Source organism: Sporosarcina sp. P32b (assembly GCF_002743335.1).
Lineage (GTDB): Bacteria > Bacillota > Bacilli > Bacillales_A > Planococcaceae > Sporosarcina.
In genome coordinates, this window is record NZ_PDZB01000009.1 from 87,974 (window position 1) to 105,652 (window position 17,679).

Here is a 17,679-nt window from a genome sequence, read left to right on the forward strand (position 1 = left end):
AGAGGGGAAACATCTTGAAAATTTTCCACACTGCAGACTGGCATCTCGGCAAGCTCGTGCAAGGAGTGTATATGACTGAAGATCAGCGTTATATTTTACAAGCCTTTATAGAAGAAATTAAGAGAGAACAACCGGATGCGATCATTATCGCGGGGGACCTGTATGATCGTGCAATACCGCCAACGGAAGCGGTAGGGCTGTTGAATGAGGTTTTACAGGAAATTGTCATCGATTTGAAAATTCCTGTCATGGCTATTGCAGGAAACCACGATAGCCCTAGCCGCCTTCATTTTGGAAGTACGTTCATGAAAAATCAAGGGTTATACATAACAGGAGAATTATCTCCGCACTTGTCACCAATAAAGCTCCAAGACGAATATGGTGATGTCTATTTTCATTTAATTCCATACGCAGATCCTTCGATCGTTCGTCACGTGCTCGGAGATGAGTCGATTTCTAGTCATCAGCAAGCTATGAAAAAAATCATCGAGCGTATAGAACAGTCAATGGACAAAGATGCTCGACATGTTCTAGTGGGTCACGCGTTCATTACGAAGCATGGTGAGAAAGAAGAGAATACTAGTGACGCAGAACGACCATTATCGATTGGTGGAGCTGAATATATTTCATCAGATGTATTTGAGCCGTTTCATTATACAGCGCTTGGTCATTTACATCAGGCGCATTTTGTAGGCAATGAAACTATTCGTTATTCTGGTTCGCCATTAAAGTATTCTATTTCCGAAGAGAATCATCAAAAGGGCTACCTCATTGTGGAGTTAGGAGAAAATGGCGAAGTGGAAATTGAGAAAAGGCTACTGACTCCTCTTCATGATGTACGAACAGTTGAAGGCACGATGGAAGATATAGTAGAGATGCCACACAATGAAGATTATGTGTTCGTCAAACTGCTGGATACGGTGCCGGTCATACAACCGATGGAGAAAATTCGTTCCGTCTTTCCGAATGCGATGCATGTAGAACGTAAACTATTTGCTTCTTCTACAGACAGCCTAGGCGGAACAGTTAATGTGGAGAAAAAAGAAGACGACCAAACGATGTTTGCTTCCTTCTTTAAAGAACTTCAAGGCGAAGAAGTAGATGAAGAAACGAAAGAGCTATTCGCTGAAGTTTTGTGGGATGTTATGAAGGAGGAAGATCGTGCATGAAACCCATTACATTAACGATGACGGCATTTGGGCCGTATAAAGATAAGGAAATAGTTGATTTTCGTGATTTGAAAGATCATCGTTTATTTGTCATTTCCGGAAAAACGGGTGCAGGAAAAACTACGATCTTCGATGGCATTTGCTTCGCATTATACGGACAGGCAAGTGGAGAGGATCGCACCGATACGAAAGCATTGCGCAGTCAGTTTGCAGACGATGAAATTCAGACGACTGTAGAATTGACGTTCGATATCCATAAGCGTAGATTCCGAGTCGTGCGTCAAATTCCTTACAGAAAAAAGGGCAATAAATCGGATACTTTAGGTCGCTGTGAATTATTTGAAGAAAAAGATGGGCAATTCATTCCGGCGGTTGATCGCCAAATTGTTACCGAAGTAAATGATAAGATTGAACAATTGTTAGGCTTTACGCATGCACAATTTAGTCAAATCATGATGTTGCCTCAGGGAGAATTTCGTAAGTTCTTGACATCTGATACAGCGAATAAAGAAGCGATCATGCGTAAAATATTTAAAACTGAACCGTATCAGAAAATTGTTGAACGGTTAAAAGTGAAAAAAGAAAAAGCGAACGTGGAATACCTTCGAGAAAAACAGATGAGTGATGCGATTCTTCATCAAATTCCAGCAAAGTTACCTGCGCGCGACTCTTTAATCTTTACAGAATTACAGTCAGAGTACCCGAATTACTATCAGCTCGTATTAGGTCTTCAACAAGAACATGCACATCATGAGACGCAATCTAAAGAAACACATAAAGAATACACTAGACTCTATACCTTTCATAACGAAAAACAACAGGCGCTACATGATGCGCGTTCAATTAATGAACAATTTACAAAGCTGCTCCAACGACAAAACGAATTAGATGGCTTGCAGGCGAAACAACTAGAGATGAAAAGTCTTGAACAGCAATTACAGCAAGCTGAACGGGCTGCGAGATTAGAAGATGTAGAACATCAAGTAAAGACGAATCAGATTGAATGGCAGAAGAAAGAGCGTAGCTACTCTGATGCTGTTACGTTTCTAGCGGATGCAGAAGAAAAGCTAGTGTCCGCACAGGCTTCTTACAATGAGGAACTAGCGAAAGAATCTGAGCGAAATGAAGTAAAAGAACAGTTGCTTACGCTACATAATTTACTTCCAACCGTTTCGGGACTCACTGCACAACGTCAAGTGTTAGAGTCACTCAAGAACACGGTCGACCAAGTGGAGAAATCCTTGCTAGTAAATCAGCAATCATCCACGCAACAAAAAGAATCTATTATAGTTCAAAAAAATGAAATTAAAGAGTTGGAAACTTCATTAGAAGAATATGAACAGTTGTTGGACCAACTTGCGATTAGCAAAGCCATTGCAAAACTAGTAGCTTCATACAGCCAACAACTAGCACAACGACAAGAACTTGAGGCGCAGTATGAAACGGCTAAGCAACAAGTGGGGCATTATACAGATGCCTATCAAGCCCTTGAGAATCGTTGGATTAGTAATCAGGCGGTAGTTCTTGCTGCTTCACTTCATGATGGAGAGTCTTGCCCAGTTTGCGGGAGTATCGACCATCCAGCTAAAGCTGGTGGTGTAGAAGCCGAGCACGTATCAAAGCAACAAATAGACACGGCTAAGCTGGAGTTAACGAATAAAGAACAGATTTTCCATACTAAGCAAGCGGAATTGCAACAAGTCCAGCAACGTATTGAATTAATTGAAGCGGAATTGAAAGAGCACCAAGTAGATTTGCATCGCGATTATCAAAAAGAACATGTAGAACTGACGGAGAAAGTAGCTGTCCTTAGAAATAAGCGAGAGTTATTGAAACAAAAGAAAGACAAGATAAATGAAGCGGAAAAGTCCATGGAAGAACTTACCGAAGAAATGAAGAAATTAGAATTGCAGCGAAATGAATCAAAAGGAGAGCTTGAAACGAAGCGAGCCCTCTATAACTATGCACTCACTAAGATTCCTGAAAACTTACAGGAACTATCCGCATTGCAACAACAAATTGCATCTAAAGAAACAACTAGTCAGAAACTTGAAAGTGCTTGGAAGGCTGTTCAACAGAACTTACAAGACGCTTCAACTGAGGTAACAAAATGGGAATCTCGTGAAGTTCTGGAGAAAAAGTCTCTAGCGGATATGAAAGAGAAATTGGATCAAAGTTCGGCTTTCTTTTCAAAACGGCTGACCGAAGAGGGCTTTACTTCGGAAGAGAAGTATATACAAGTGAAACTGCCAACGTCAAAACGCCAGGCTATACAACAACAACTTCAAGTGTTTGCCCAAACGCTTCATACGTTAAAATCTTCCATAGAAGAACTCAAAAAGACAGTTGAAGGCAAACAGCCAACTGATATTGAAATCATAGAGCAACAAGTAGAAGCGCTGAAAACACAATATGAAGAAGCATTTGCGCAGTACAATCAATCAAAGGCATGGGAACAAGCGGCACAGGATCTTCATAATGAATTAGAAACAAGTAAAACTAAGGAAGCAGAGCTAGAAAAGACCTATGGAAAGATTGCGAATCTCTATGATATAGTCCGCGGTCAAAACCATTTGAAGATTTCCTTTGAGCGTTATATTCAAATCGAGTATTTAGAGCGTATCATTCAAGCAGCGAATATTCGTCTTCGCGACCTATCAAATGGACAATATGAACTCGTCCGCAGTGATCGTCAGGAAACCAGAGGGAAACAAAGTGGATTAGGTATTGACGTTCATGACGCGTATACAGGACAGACACGAGACGTTAAGACGTTATCAGGTGGTGAAAAGTTTAACGCCTCCTTATGTTTGGCGCTGGGTATGGCAGATGTCATTCAAAGCTTCCAAGGTGCTGTTCGTATGGAGACGATGTTTATTGATGAAGGATTTGGTGCATTGGATGAGGAGGCTATCCAAAAAGCTATTGATACACTGATCGCTCTTCAACAGTCGGGTAGAATGATCGGTATTATTTCACATATCGATGAAATGAAAGAGGCTATACCTGCTACATTGCAAGTAACCAAGTTGAAAGAAGGTTACAGCAAGACGAAATTTGTTTTGACTTGATGGAATAGTTTTTGAATCGTAGGCAAGTTTTGGGGGAGTAGCGTGGCACTGTTAATCGACTCTGCTATGGAAACCCAAAACTGCTTTCTATTTAATTTAGTTGTTTACATTTATTTTCTTATTAGTCTAAACTGATCTCTTTTGAGGTCAGTTTTTTCTGTTTTGAGAACTCTATTGTAATTCAGCTTAAATAGTCAGTAAGTTAGCAATATAGACAAAAATTAAATGATTTGACTGGCTGTTGATTTTCTAAATAGGGAAGAGTAATATAAGGGAACGTGATATATTGCATACAAATAAGTGCTGTTGACTTTGGGAGGAATTTTATACATATGGAGAAGAAATTATCATTTTCATCGAGTCTCGTTATTGGGGTTATGCTATTCGCATTGTTTTTTGGAGCAGGTAATTTAATCTTCCCTGCAGAGCTAGGACAGCTAGCTGGAGATCAAACGTGGAAAGCGATGGCCGGCTTTTTGTTTACTGGAGTAGGTTTGCCTTTCTTAGGTATATTGGCTATCGGTTTTTCTGGAAGGAAAGATTTGCAAGACTTAGCAAGCCGAATTCACCCAGTATACGCTATTCTATTTACAGCGATACTTTACTTAACGATTGGGCCTTTCTTTGCAGCACCACGTACAGGAGCTGTAGCATTTGATATTGGTGTTGCGCCATTTTTAAACGGATTTTCAATCGATCTCGCACGTTTTATATTTACATTAGCTTTCTTTGGTATTAGCATGTGGCTATCATTGAACCCTGCAAAAATTGTCGACCGGGTCGGTAAGTATTTGTCGCCACTTATCATTATCATATTGATTGGTTTAATTGGTATGACTCTTCTTAGTCCGATGGGAAGTGCGCAAGTATCGCAAGCGCCTTATAATGAAACGCCGTTCTTTACAGGTTTTCTTGAAGGCTATAACACGATGGATGCACTAGCTTCGTTAGTATTTGGAATCATTGTGATTAACGCATTGCGTGCAATGGGCATTACTAGTAAGAAGCAAATATTGGCTTCTACGGTTAAGACAGGATTTGTAGCAGCTGGATTTTTAGCCATTATATATATCGGTATTGCTTATCTGGGTGCCACATCGGTTGATTTATTTGGCTATCTGGATGGTGGAGGTTCTGTGTTAAGTGAAACTTCCTCGCATTTATTCGGTACAACAGGTCTAGTGTTGCTCGGTGTAGTGATTATGCTTGCTTGTTTAACAACGGCTATAGGGCTACTGACTGCATGTGGAGAGTATTTCCATACGATTATCCCGAAAATAAGTTATAAATTCTTTGTAGTTTTCTTTTCAGTATTTTGTTTGGTCGTAGCGAATTTCGGTTTAGCGAACATTATTAATTACTCGCTTCCTGTACTCGTTCTACTTTATCCACTGGCAATGGTTTTAATTCTGTTGACGTTCACTGGCCCTTTATTCCATCAATCCAGTTTGGTATATCGAACAGCGACCATAACGGCTTTCTTTGTCAGTTTCATTGAAGCGCTTGTGAAATTTTATTCACTAGTAGAGAAGCCTATGCCGAATTGGCTTGAGACTGTACAAGAGGCGTATACAGCGTACATCCCATACTATACAGAAGGTATCGGCTGGTTAGTTCCAGTATTGATTGTGATAGTTGTAACGGCTATTGTAGCGATAGTAAACAATAAAAGAGCGCAAAGTGTCCAAGTGATCTCTACAAATGAAAAAGCATAAAATGAAAACAGGATCCGATTATTCCGGATCCTGTTTTCCTATCTATTTACGAATCGACTTTTTCAATCGAATGAAACTCCTCGATCGCGCGTAACCAATTTTCCCTCATAACTTTTGTAACTTGCTCACCATCACGCTTACTCATTAAATCTATAATCTGATCATGTTCTGTAATCGATTTCTCCGTCAGTATAATGGAATTATGAAAGAAGAGTCTACGTACATGGGCTTGTAATGAGACAAGCATCGAAGAAATATATGGATTATTCGCTGTGTCTACAATGATTTGATGGAATTTTTCATCTGTTTTCAAAGCTTGGAAATAATCTTCCTTTTCAACTGCTAGCGCGAATTTCTTATTCGTTTCACGTAATTTCTTAATAATACTTTCAGTTAGATTGGGTATGCAAAGTTCAGCTGATAATGCTTGCAACGCAGCGAGTGGAGGGAGCAAATCTGAAATAGATTCACGATCTACATCTGTCACTTGGGTTGCTTTACCCGGAAACATTTGAACAAATCCTTGAACTTCTAATAATTGTAGTGATTCCCGTATAGGTGTCCGACTTACTCCAAGTGCTTCTGCTAATTCAACGTCATTTAACTTTTCTCCGGGCTGTAGGGTACCATCGATAATCCATTTTTGCAGTTGACTAAACGCATTTTCCTTGGCCGTCTTTCGTATGGGTAGTGCATGGTTAGTTGGTATAGGCAATTTATCCCACCATCTTTCTCCAAAAGTTGTCTTCACGTAAAGCTATTTTTACTGATAACCAATATACAATATACTACAACTTTTTTCTGTTGTTTAACAGTATTAAGCAAAATTCAAAGAAATAATTGGAAATCTTCATAACGTCATATAAGATAATATTTAAAAATGTTGAGATAAATGCAAATAGTTCTTGTAGTTTCCGCTTGTATTTGATAGATTAATGTCTATAGTGGATTTGCTTCCTTTAGTAGATCAAATTTTACAAATCTTCTAAAAAGTCATTGCAAATCTAGTAAACGTTTGGTATCGTTTACATGTGTACTATAACAAATGGATATCCGAATACGCTGTAATACATTATCGATTTAGCTTGATGATGAAAGCGGTTTCAGTGAAATGGGGGGAATATGAACTACTTTACTTCGTAATATAAAATAGAAAGGGGATTAACTAATGACTAATCAAGTGGCACGTGGGAAATCCACGATGGACTATGAAAAGCTCGTTCAATCAGAAGACTTTAAAGGTCTTGTAAAAAGAAAGCAAAACTTCTCTAGACCGTATGTTGTTTTCTTCTTCGCGGCGTACTTCCTTCTTCCATTATTAACTGGTTATACAAAAATTTTAGAAAAACCTGCAATTGGTGCGATGACATGGACTTGGATCTATGCATTCTCTATGTTCGTGATGGTATGGATATTCACATCCATTTACATGAACAAAGCAAAACAATTTGATATTGAAGTAGATAAGATTATAGAGAAAAATGTTTTAAAATAAGGGGGTTTAGTTCATGAGTTGGATTTCATATGTTATATTCTTCGCAGTAATTGCGCTGACGCTCTACATTACATACTGGGCGGCACAGCAAACGACTACCGCAAGTGATTTCTATACTGCCGGTGGTTCATTAACAGGTTGGCAAAATGGTATGGCGATTGCTGGTGACTACTTATCAGCCGCATCGTTCCTAGGTATCGCAGGTGCGATTTCACTTAACGGATTTGATGGTTTCTACTATAGTATTGGTTGGTTAACAGCTTATCTAGTTGTTTTATTCTTGATTGCTGAACCACTACGTAACTTGGGTAAGTTTACGATGGCAGATATGATTGGTGCTCGTTTCGGCGCTAAGAAAGTGCGTGGAGCAGCAGCATTGAACACAATTACAATCGTAATGTTCTACATGCTTGCACAATTAGTTGGTGCAGGAGCTCTTATTAAATTATTATTCGGTATCGAGTATTGGATTGCTGTTCTAATCGTTGGAACGATGATGTTAATCTACGTTCTATTCGGTGGAATGACTGCAACAAGCTGGGTACAAATCGTAAAAGCAATTCTTTTGATGTTGGGGACAATCATTATCTCCTTCTTGGTACTTATGAAGTTTAACTTCAATTTTATCAGCATGTTCGAGACAATGAAAACTGCTACTCCACATGGTGAAGCATTCCTTCACTCAGGTGTTGTCTACACAGACACAATCGGTCTTATATCAGTATTGATCGCACTAGTTTTAGGTACTGCTGGTCTTCCACACATCTTAATGCGTTTCTTCACAGTTAAAGATGCGAAAACAGCACGTTCTTCCGTAATTTATTCTGTATGGATTATTGGTATCTTCTATGTATTGACGATCTTCCTTGGATTTGGCGCAGCTAAATTCGTTGGAGCAGACGCAATCATTGCAGAAAACGCCGCAGGTAACATGGCAGCGCCAATGCTAGCTGGAGTTCTTGGCGGAGACGCACTTGAATCCTTCGTAGCAGCTGTTGCTTTCGCGACAATCCTAGCAGTTGTTGCAGGCCTTGTACTTTCAGGTGCATCTGCAATCGCTCACGATATTTATGGACAAATCTTTAAAAATGGTAACGTAACAGAGAAACAACAGGTAAATGCTGCGCGTTGGGCTTCCATCGCTATCGGTGTATTCTCTATCCTTCTAGCACTTGGTTCAGAAAAGTTGAACGTTGCGTTCTTAGTATCACTAGCATTCTGTGTTGCTGCATCCGCAAACGTACCAACTATTCTTTTAACAATCTATTGGAAGCGTTTCAATACAACAGGTGCGGTTGCATCTATGTTGACAGGTCTTATCGTTGCGTTAGTTCTTGTTGCGATCAGTCCTTCTGTAATGAACCCAGTTGAAGGTGCTACTCTAATCACTGGTAATCCAATCTTCCCGTATGCTAACCCGGCTATTGTTTCCGTCCCTGCAGGTTTCCTTGCTGCAGTTATTGGTACACTTGTTAGCTCTAAACGTCACGAGAAAGATGAAGTTTCATATGCAGAAGTTCGTTTCAAAGCAGAAACTGGCTACAAAGAGCTCGATCTTTAATAACTAGCTTGATTTTCAACAAATGGTTCTCTCTTCTACAAGCACGACAGAAGAGGGGGCCATTTTTTATTAAAATGACACACTGCAGAAGTAGGCTAGACATTGATTGTTTATGGAACATTCCCGCTTGAAGAGTACTAGGAGGAAACATATAGGTACTGATGACATTTGCATTTGAATAATATGAAGTGAAGTCGTGTGATAGCTAATACGAAACAGGGGGTTTTGAAATGCTGAAGATGGTGAAAGATCAGGAATGGTATGATAAAATTCATGAAAATCCGTTATTTATAAACACGCCAAACAAGGAATTTGAACAGTTGTTGCTTGAATGCAAGCTGAGAATGTATGAAGAAGCGGAGAAATCTAACTATTTCAAAACACCCCAAGAAGGGTTGCTCATTGTGTTGAAAGGGTCTGCGGAGGTTCAGATAGAAGGACAAGATGGCAGCTCGGTAACACTGGAGTTTATTCAAGAAAATGAAATCATTGGCTTTTCCAACTTTGCTTACTATTTAGGGGAAATGGCTCGACCATTGGATAAACATCATATTGATATGGTCGTGGCAGAGGGCTCCGTTTGTCTCCAAGTTCCGTATGAAGTAATTAAGCATCGGATGGACGATCAAAATGTGCGCGATTATGTCTTGCGCAAAATGTCGATTCGTTTAGCGAATGTCTATACTTCATTAGGGGAGCAAGTTCGTTTGGCTGACGAATATGGTGAAAGTGAACCGTATGTCCGTCGAGTACAGGATTTCATGAGCAGTCCAGTGGTGACAATCCATGCGGAAGCGGAAACGAGAGAAATCGCTGAATTGATGATTAAACACTCCATCAGTTCCATTATTGTTACAGATCAGTCCGGTAAACTACTTGGAATCGTAACGGAAAAAGATCTGGTCGAACGAGTAATAGCGGGTGGAGGTTCTCCCATCGGACTTAAGGCAAAAGATGTCATGACGAAAAAACCGCATACGATCAAGGTATCCGATTATTATTATGAGGCTTTGACTAAATTTTATAAACATGGTATCAAGCATTTACCTGTAGTCAAAGCAGGCAAGCCTATAGGGATCGTGACATTTGCTACGTTGATGACGAAACGCGATCGTAACTCCATGAATATTTTAAAAACGATAGAAGAAGCTTCCTTTGAAAAATTACCTGTTGTTAAAGCGGCGATTTACGATGTGTTGTCCAACTTAATACAGGATGAAATATCCACGATCCATACATTGGAAATCATTACGAAGTTCTATGATCGTCTAGCTAAGCACTGCGTTATGCTGGCTGTGCAGTCACTTGAAGATCAAGGGAAAGGTAGACCACCTGTTGCGTTTGCCTGGTACCAGATGGGCAGTGGTGCACGTGGAGAGCAGTTTATGCTGACAGATCAGGACCACTTCCTTGTTTATGAAGATGTAACGAGAGAAGAGTCTCAACAAGTAGAGAACTATTTCGAACTTCTGGGCAATGAAATTGTCGTTCATCTTGAGCAAGCTGGATATACTAGGTGTATCGGATTCATGATGGCTAGTGAATCGCAGTGGCGTGGCACGATGGCAATTTGGCACGAGCGTATTCGCCAATGGGCGCTGCAATCTACACCTGAACAAATCTTGCTCGGATACAACTTCCTGTCATTCCGATTCCTCTACGGTGAAACTGCTGTCAATGATCGGTTTATTGAAATGGTCCATGATTTGTTAAGAAAATCTGCTACGTTTATTTACTATATGGCACAACAGGAAAGAGAAAAACCGATACCACAATTGCAACAAAACTTTTTGAACATTTTCAGGGGCCGCAGTAAAGCGGATGTGATTGATATTAAGAAACATGCTTTATTCCCGCTTCATCATTGTTTGCAAATCTTAGCGGTCAATAATGGGATTATCAACGCGACACCTCTTGAGATTATATCGGCTTTGCAGAAAAAGAAGAAATTCACTAAAGACTTTGCGGAAGAAATTCGCCATGCGTATGAAATATCCTTGAGTATTCGTATTTCCATGTCGTGGGAGAAACATTTACGCGGGGAGAAAATATCTACAGAAATCGACTTGCGCAAGCTGAGAAGATGGGAATTGAACGAATTACGTACAACGCTAGATACAGTCAGAGCACTTCAAACGCATTTATTATCAAAACTTTAAGATAATATAGATAAAGGTCCCTGTACAAAATTGGCGCATAATGTACTATAGAGGTAGGGGGCGATATCGTGTTTTGGAAAAAGAAGAAATTGACATACGAATTACAGCAATCAATTCAACTAAATACGCCGCTGCAAGATATGAACTTTACAGTATTTGATACAGAAACTACCGGTTTTGCTATTGGTGCAGGCGATCGAATGATTGAGATAGGTGCCGTACAAGTTGAAGGATTTGAGGTTACGGATCATGTATTTCAAACATTCGTGAATCCATCCAGAGATATTCCTCCTGTTATTAGCAAACTGACGACTATACAGCAATCACAAGTCGACCATGCACCGATGCCTCTTCCGGCTATCGAAGAATATTTTGCTTTTATTGAAAAACATAAAAGCGCAGGGTGGGTTGGGCACCATGTTAGTTTTGATGAAATGGTCATTAAGAAAGAATTAAGTCGTCAGAAATGTACATTTCAAACCCCTACATCATTCGATACGATGCATTTGATTAATTATTTGAATCCTACGGGTGAACAGCAGGACTTGGAAGACTATGCACGTTTATTCGGCACGGAGATTTTTGAACGCCATCGTGCATTAGGTGATGCGTTGACGACAGCGCATGTATTTACAGCATTACTAAGAAAACTCGATCGTCAAGGCGTGAAGACGCTGGCAGATTTACTACGTATTAAAAATGGTGGAGCACATACATTTGTTTCTCAATCTTAAATTCAGTGAACGGGTTTGTCATTCAATGAAACGTGAGTGACGGACTCGTTTGTTTATTATGATATAGTAGAAAGTAGAGAGTCGAATGGGTGGGGGACGTGAAATAATGAATAAACGTCAAGCGATTTTATTGATCATCATTATAGTGGCTATTGCAGTGTATTGCTGGATACTATTTTTTGAGTTACCAACTAAGACAGTGGAAGGTGCAACAACATACATAGAATCACTAATTAGTTGATTCGTATAGAAAGGGAGCAGATACAAATGGATATTATCATCATTACAGGCGCTTCAAAAGGAATCGGTCAACAATTACTTAGTCAATTTAAAGAGACGGGAGCAACAGTGTACGGTATGGCACGGACGAATCCAGATCAGTTACATACGATGTATGAAGTAGATCTCGCAGACTGTGAGAGAGCGACTGCCATTCTTGGAGGAATAGTGAGTCAACATATGGACGAAGCTAGTTCATTCACATTGATCAATAATGCAGGTATGGTAGATCCGATCAGTTTGGTAGGTTCATTGGATGCTCAAAAAGTGGAGCAAGCGATTAAATTGAATTTAACGGCACCGATTCACTTAATGAATACATTTATCGATACATTGAAAGATTTCAAGGGAACAAAAAAGATCATGAATATTTCTTCTGGAGCCGGGCGCAGTGCGTATGAAGGTTGGGGGATTTATTGTACGACGAAGGCTGGACTTGATCAGTTTTCACGTGTCGTTGCAGAGGAGCAGAAAATGGCGGATTATCCAACTGGAATTGTATCGATTGCACCAGGCATTATCGATACAGGGATGCAAGAGACGATTCGTTCATCATCTGAACACCAATTTCCACACTTGAAGCGTTTTGAAGCGTATAAGCGGGAAGGCCAGTTAAGCTCAGCCTTTGAAACTGCAGAAAAACTAATGCGATTTGTGAATGAAGTAGACTTTTTAACAATTGATCCAATTGCAGATATCCGTAAATTTGATTAACTAAAACCCGTTGCCACCATGTTAGGTGGCAACGGGTTTTATGATTCTCCAGCTTCTACTGTACGCACTTCTGTAAAATCTTTCATTTTCTCGAGTGCAAGTAAAAATGGAGGGTTTCTTCTTTGATTTAGCAATTCATAGCGGATCGCATGCACATCACCTTGGTGCAAAGTCGAGACATAGTCAAGCAGTGCATCACGTTCTTCAGCTCCACCTTCATGCCCATCGTATACGGTGATCGTGATAATGCCGGACTTTTTTAGTAAACCAAGTAACGCATCGAGTGCGGCAATCGTAGATGAAGGCGTCGTGATGATACTGGGATCTTCACTGTATGGTAAATAGCCTAAGTTGAACATAGCTCCGCTAATTTCGCCCTCTACGTATTGGCGGACATTCGCATGGCTATCATGAATGAGTGTAGCGCGACTGGCTAGCTCACCAAGATGTTGCTCCGTTGTTTTAAGGGCTTGTTGCTGAATATCAAATGCTAGTACTTGTCCTTCGTCACCGACTAAGTCAGCTAAGAAGAGTGTGTCGTTGCCGTTACCAGCGGTCGCATCGACGACTGTATCTCCAGGCTGCACGCGTTCAGTAATTAGCCGTTTCGCTATCGGCAATACGCGGTGCAGCAATATGTTTGTCACATTATTTCACCTCTTGCAAATATTTTTTCCCTTGCCAACTATTACGTCTCTCCAGTTCTTGATCAATTCCATTCAATACTTCCCATTTCGTGACGCTCCACATCGGTCCAATTAATAAATCGATTGGGCCGTCACCCGTGATGCGATGCACGATCATTTCAGGAGGCATGATTTCCAGTTGATCGACGACTAGATTGATATACGCTTCCTTCGTTAAAAATTCAAGTTTGCCTTTTTCGTATTGTTTGACCATAGGTGTTCCTTTTAATAAATGCAGTAAATGAATTTTAATACCTTGAACATCAAGTTCAGCAACGGCTTGAGCGGTTTCCATCATCATTTCCTCGGTTTCACCAGGTAAGCCGTTGATGATATGACTGCAAATATTAATATTATGTTTACGTAACTTGTCGACGCCTTCTTTGTAGCATTCGAAATCATGCGCGCGGTTGACGAGTTTTGCGGTAGATTCATGAACCGTCTGCAAGCCGAGCTCTACCCATAGATAGGTGCGTTCATTGAGCTCAGCTAAATACTCTACTACGTCATCCGGTAGGCAGTCAGGACGCGTCGCAATTGATAATGCCACAACGCCTTCTTGTGCCAACGCTGCTTCGAACTTTTCTTTTAGAACGGGAAGAGGGGCGTGGGTATTCGTATAGGCTTGGAAATACGCCATGTATTTTGCATCTTTCCATTTTCGTTGAGAACGTTCTTTGATTTCGGCAAATTGAACTTCAATGGCATCTACGCGATCTCCTGCGAAATCACCTGAGCCTGCCACGCTACAAAACGTACAGCCGCCATGTGCAACCGTACCGTCACGATTCGGGCAATCAAACCCCGCGTCAAGCGCTACTTTCGCAATTTTACAACCGAATGTATCCTTTAAATGTCTTGACCATGTATGGTATCGTTTCCCTTCACTTGGAAACGGAAGATTGATTTCATTCATTATGTACAGCTCCTTTACATCAGACATTGTACCACGGAATATACAGGGATATCACACAACAAACCGCGGGAACTATTTAGTATACGACAAAAAGCAACAGAGAAGGCTTGTATTCAGCTTGCGTTTCGGGTAAACTGAATAAAATAATGAAGGCCATGATGAGGAATAGTACTTCTTACGCTACTTTTTAGAGAGCAGACGGTTAGTGCAAGTCTGTATGAGTGAAGAACGAACTCGCCTTTGAGCCTGTATTGGTGAATACTTGTAACTAATACCGTACTCCGCGTTAAGGAATCAAGTTGGACGGCATAATCCGTCAATTTGGGTGGTACCGCGGGAAACTATATAGACTCTCGTCCCTTTACAGAGGGACGGGAGTCTTTTTTTATCTGTACGCGCCAATACATGAAGCAGAAATTGAATCTTATTGGAGGAGTTTTGGACATGAGTTATCAACACACGAAAATTGAAGAGAAATGGCAGAAGTATTGGAAAGATCACGATACATATAAAATGATTGATGATCCATCCAAGCCTAAATTTTACGCATTGGATATGTTCCCTTATCCGTCAGGCGCGGGTCTGCATGTTGGGCATCCGCTTGGCTATATCGCGACAGATATTTTAAGTGCATTCAAACGTAAGCAAGGATATAACGTATTGCACCCTATGGGATGGGATGCGTTCGGATTGCCTGCTGAGCAGTATGCGATTGATACAGGAAATGATCCAGCTGAATTCACAGCGAAGAACATTGCAACGTTCAAACGCCAAATGCAGGATCTCGGATTTTCTTATGACTGGTCTCGTGAAATCAATACAACGGATCCAAGCTATTACAAATGGACGCAGTGGATTTTCATTCAACTATATAAGCGTGGTCTCGCGTATATCGATGAAGTAGCTGTCAACTGGTGCCCGGCACTAGGGACAGTTCTTGCGAATGAAGAAGTCATCGATGGCTTGTCTGAGCGTGGAAATCACCCAGTTGAACGTCGTCCGATGCGCCAATGGGTTTTGCGTATTACGGAATATGCAGACCGTTTGTTAGAAGACTTAGATGATTTGGATTGGCCGGAGAGCTTAAAAGATATGCAACGTAACTGGATCGGTCGTTCTGAAGGTGCACAATTAAAGTTTGAAATTGCGGATACTGAGCATTCATTCGAAGCGTTCACTACACGTCCAGACACGATATTCGGCGCGACATATGCAGTATTGGCACCTGAACATAAATTAGTCAGTTCGATTACTACCGATGCACAGCGTAAAGCAGTCGAAGAATACATTGATTCAGTAAAATCAAAGAGTGATCTTGAGCGTACAGATTTGGCTAAAGACAAATCAGGCGTATTCACTGGAGCGTATGCAATCAACCCAGCAAGCGGTGAGAAAATGCCGATTTGGATCGCGGATTACGTCTTGGCTACTTATGGAACAGGTGCAATCATGGCGGTTCCTGCACATGATGAGCGTGACTATGAGTTTGCGAAGAAATTTGATTTGCCAATTGTGGAAGTAGTGGCAGGCGGCAACATTGAAGAAGAAGCCTATGCAGGGGAAGGCGAGCACGTGAACTCGGACTTCTTGAATGGTTTAGGAAAAGAAGAAGCCATCTCAAAATCGATCGAATGGTTCGAAGAGAATGGTACGGGCGAACGCAAAATTACGTATCGTCTACGCGACTGGTTATTCTCCCGTCAGCGTTATTGGGGCGAGCCCATTCCTGTCATTCACTGGGAAGATGGCACGATGACTACTGTCGATGAATCGGAATTGCCATTGATGTTGCCGGTAACAGACAATATCAAGCCGAGTGGAACAGGTGAATCACCACTTGCAAACATTACGGAGTGGGTCAATGTAGTCGATCCGGAAACAGGTATGAAAGGTCGTCGTGAAACGAACACGATGCCACAATGGGCAGGAAGCTGCTGGTATTACTTGCGTTATATCGATCCGAATAACGATGACATGATCATTGATCCAACATTGGCTGAGCGTTGGTTGCCGGTTGATATTTACGTAGGTGGAGCGGAGCACGCGGTACTGCATTTACTATACGCTCGTTTCTGGCATAAAGTATTGTTCGATATCGGTGTTGTACAAACGAAAGAGCCGTTCCAAAAGCTCTTCAACCAAGGGATGATCTTAGGCGAAGGACATGTGAAAATGTCTAAGTCACTAGGTAACGTCATCAACCCGGATGATATCGTTCATTCACACGGTGCAGACACGTTGCGTATTTATGAAATGTTCATGGGACCACTTGACGCATCGAAAGAATGGTCAACGAATGGTTTAGACGGATCCCGTCGTTTCCTAGATCGCATTTGGCGTCTACTCGTTAATGAAGATAATACATTGACGGATAAATTGACGGATGAAACAGGTGGACCTCTAGAGAAAATCTATAATCAAACAGTGAAAAAAGTTACGGAAGATTACGAAGCTATGCGTAACAACACAGCAATTTCTCAATTGATGGTCTTCATCAATGAAAGTTATAAAGTGGAGAAGTTGCCAAAAGCATACATCGAAGGATTCTTGCTATTAATTTCACCGATCACGCCTCACTTAGCGGAAGAACTGTGGTCGAAACTAGGTCACACGGACACGATTGCTTATGCACAGTGGCCGACATTTGATGAAACAAAATTAGTAGACGACACAGTGGAAGTGGCGGTACAGATCAACGGTAAGATTCGTGCGAAAATTACTGTAGACAAAGATAGCTCGAAAGAAGAGTTAGAGCAAGTAGCTTTAGCGAACGAAGACGTGAAGCAGTGGATGGAAGGTAAGGAATTGAAGAAAATCATTGCGATTCCTGGACGCCTTGTCAATATTGTAGCGGGTTAATGAAATGCGGAAAGCCGGTTGGAGATTCATTTCTCCAACCGGCTTTTTTTGTTGTGATCGTATTTTTCGGTTATGTGCTCTAACATGCTGGTCAAGCGCTCTATCGGCGGGGCTAAGCGCTCAAAGTGTCGTGCTGTCCGCTCTATCGGCTGGGCTAAGCGCTCAATGTATCACGCTATCCGCTCTATCGGCCGGGCTGCTCGCTCAAAGTGTCGTGCTATCCGCTCTATCGGCTGGGCTGCTCGCTCAAAGTGTCACGCTATCCGCTCTATCGGCTGGGCTGCTCGCTCAAAGTGTCGTGCTATCCGCTCTATCAGCTGG

General features: G+C 41.2%; 13 protein-coding genes and 1 other annotated feature. Of the genes, 10 read left to right on the forward strand and 3 right to left on the reverse strand.

Translation table 11 applies throughout. The annotated features are described in order from the left end of the window. Positions 1-14: 14 nt before the first annotated feature. The 3 genes from CSV64_RS08500 to brnQ all read left to right on the forward strand — a co-directional run bounded on the left by CSV64_RS08500 (position 15) and on the right by brnQ (position 5,955). Positions 15-1,169 carry an exonuclease SbcCD subunit D gene (locus CSV64_RS08500; RefSeq protein WP_099632740.1) on the forward strand — a complete coding sequence of 385 codons (1,155 nt, stop codon included), beginning with the start codon at positions 15-17 and terminating at the stop codon, positions 1,167-1,169. Continuing rightward, complete coding sequence (locus CSV64_RS08505; protein WP_099632741.1) at positions 1,166-4,240, forward strand: AAA family ATPase; 3,075 nt, start codon at positions 1,166-1,168, stop codon at positions 4,238-4,240. Before CSV64_RS08500 ends, CSV64_RS08505 begins: the two co-directional genes overlap by 4 nt. A 332-nt stretch (positions 4,241-4,572) precedes the next feature. Beyond that, positions 4,573-5,955, forward strand: coding sequence for a branched-chain amino acid transport system II carrier protein (gene brnQ, locus CSV64_RS08510; protein ID WP_099632742.1), 1,383 nt, complete (start codon positions 4,573-4,575; stop codon positions 5,953-5,955). A gap of 46 nt (positions 5,956-6,001) precedes the next feature. Here the strand turns inward: brnQ and CSV64_RS08515 are convergent, their stop codons facing one another. Next, positions 6,002-6,670: a GntR family transcriptional regulator gene (locus tag CSV64_RS08515; protein ID WP_099632743.1), complete on the reverse strand. Its 669-nt coding sequence runs from the start codon at positions 6,668-6,670 to the stop codon at positions 6,002-6,004. 453 nt (positions 6,671-7,123) lie between these two features. On the opposite strand from CSV64_RS08515, the gene CSV64_RS08520 reads away from it, so the two are divergent. The 6 genes from CSV64_RS08520 (at position 7,124) to CSV64_RS08540 (ending at position 12,897) form a co-directional block, all read left to right on the forward strand. Further along, complete coding sequence (locus tag CSV64_RS08520) at positions 7,124-7,450, forward strand: DUF485 domain-containing protein (protein ID WP_099632744.1); 327 nt, start codon at positions 7,124-7,126, stop codon at positions 7,448-7,450. 13 nt (positions 7,451-7,463) lie between these two features. Further along, positions 7,464-9,011 (forward strand): solute symporter family protein, encoded by a 1,548-nt coding sequence (locus tag CSV64_RS08525; protein WP_099632745.1) that lies wholly within the window; start codon positions 7,464-7,466, stop codon positions 9,009-9,011. A gap of 230 nt (positions 9,012-9,241) precedes the next feature. Beyond that, positions 9,242-11,170, forward strand: coding sequence for a DUF294 nucleotidyltransferase-like domain-containing protein (locus CSV64_RS08530; RefSeq protein WP_099632746.1), 1,929 nt, complete (start codon positions 9,242-9,244; stop codon positions 11,168-11,170). A gap of 68 nt (positions 11,171-11,238) precedes the next feature. Beyond that, positions 11,239-11,904, forward strand: a complete 666-nt coding sequence (locus CSV64_RS08535; protein ID WP_199168344.1) for a 3'-5' exonuclease — start codon at positions 11,239-11,241, stop codon at positions 11,902-11,904. Positions 11,905-12,010: 106 nt separating this feature from the next. Continuing rightward, positions 12,011-12,145: a hypothetical protein gene (locus tag CSV64_RS16965; protein ID WP_255397634.1), complete on the forward strand. Its 135-nt coding sequence runs from the start codon at positions 12,011-12,013 to the stop codon at positions 12,143-12,145. Between the two features lie 26 nt (positions 12,146-12,171). Beyond that, positions 12,172-12,897, forward strand: a complete 726-nt coding sequence (locus tag CSV64_RS08540) for an SDR family NAD(P)-dependent oxidoreductase (protein ID WP_099632748.1) — start codon at positions 12,172-12,174, stop codon at positions 12,895-12,897. A 38-nt stretch (positions 12,898-12,935) separates the two neighbouring features. Here the strand turns inward: CSV64_RS08540 and mnmM are convergent, their stop codons facing one another. Together mnmM and mnmL are read right to left on the reverse strand one after the other, a co-directional pair. Then, complete coding sequence (mnmM, locus tag CSV64_RS08545; RefSeq protein WP_369823451.1) at positions 12,936-13,544, reverse strand: tRNA 5-(aminomethyl)-2-thiouridylate-methyltransferase MnmM; 609 nt, start codon at positions 13,542-13,544, stop codon at positions 12,936-12,938. Position 13,545: 1 nt separating this feature from the next. Then, positions 13,546-14,499, reverse strand: a complete 954-nt coding sequence (mnmL, locus tag CSV64_RS08550) for a tRNA modification radical SAM protein MnmL/YtqA (protein WP_029052824.1) — start codon at positions 14,497-14,499, stop codon at positions 13,546-13,548. A gap of 146 nt (positions 14,500-14,645) precedes the next feature. Continuing rightward, positions 14,646-14,863, forward strand: a binding site (T-box leader). Positions 14,864-14,943: 80 nt separating this feature from the next. Between mnmL and leuS the strand changes: the two genes are divergently transcribed. Then, complete coding sequence (gene leuS / locus CSV64_RS08555) at positions 14,944-17,358, forward strand: leucine--tRNA ligase (protein ID WP_099632749.1); 2,415 nt, start codon at positions 14,944-14,946, stop codon at positions 17,356-17,358. Positions 17,359-17,679: the final 321 nt, after the last annotated feature.

Coding starts and splice junctions, on each gene's coding strand:
- CSV64_RS08505 (WP_099632741.1), top strand. CDS start 1,166: ATGAAACCCATTACATTAACGATGACGGCATTTGGGCCGTATAAAGAT.
- CSV64_RS08520 (WP_099632744.1), top strand. CDS start 7,124: ATGACTAATCAAGTGGCACGTGGGAAATCCACGATGGACTATGAAAAG.
- leuS (WP_099632749.1), top strand. CDS start 14,944: ATGAGTTATCAACACACGAAAATTGAAGAGAAATGGCAGAAGTATTGG.
- mnmL (WP_029052824.1), bottom strand. CDS start 14,499: ATGAATGAAATCAATCTTCCGTTTCCAAGTGAAGGGAAACGATACCAT.
- CSV64_RS08525 (WP_099632745.1), top strand. CDS start 7,464: ATGAGTTGGATTTCATATGTTATATTCTTCGCAGTAATTGCGCTGACG.
- CSV64_RS08530 (WP_099632746.1), top strand. CDS start 9,242: ATGCTGAAGATGGTGAAAGATCAGGAATGGTATGATAAAATTCATGAA.
- brnQ (WP_099632742.1), top strand. CDS start 4,573: ATGGAGAAGAAATTATCATTTTCATCGAGTCTCGTTATTGGGGTTATG.
- CSV64_RS08540 (WP_099632748.1), top strand. CDS start 12,172: ATGGATATTATCATCATTACAGGCGCTTCAAAAGGAATCGGTCAACAA.
- CSV64_RS16965 (WP_255397634.1), top strand. CDS start 12,011: ATGAATAAACGTCAAGCGATTTTATTGATCATCATTATAGTGGCTATT.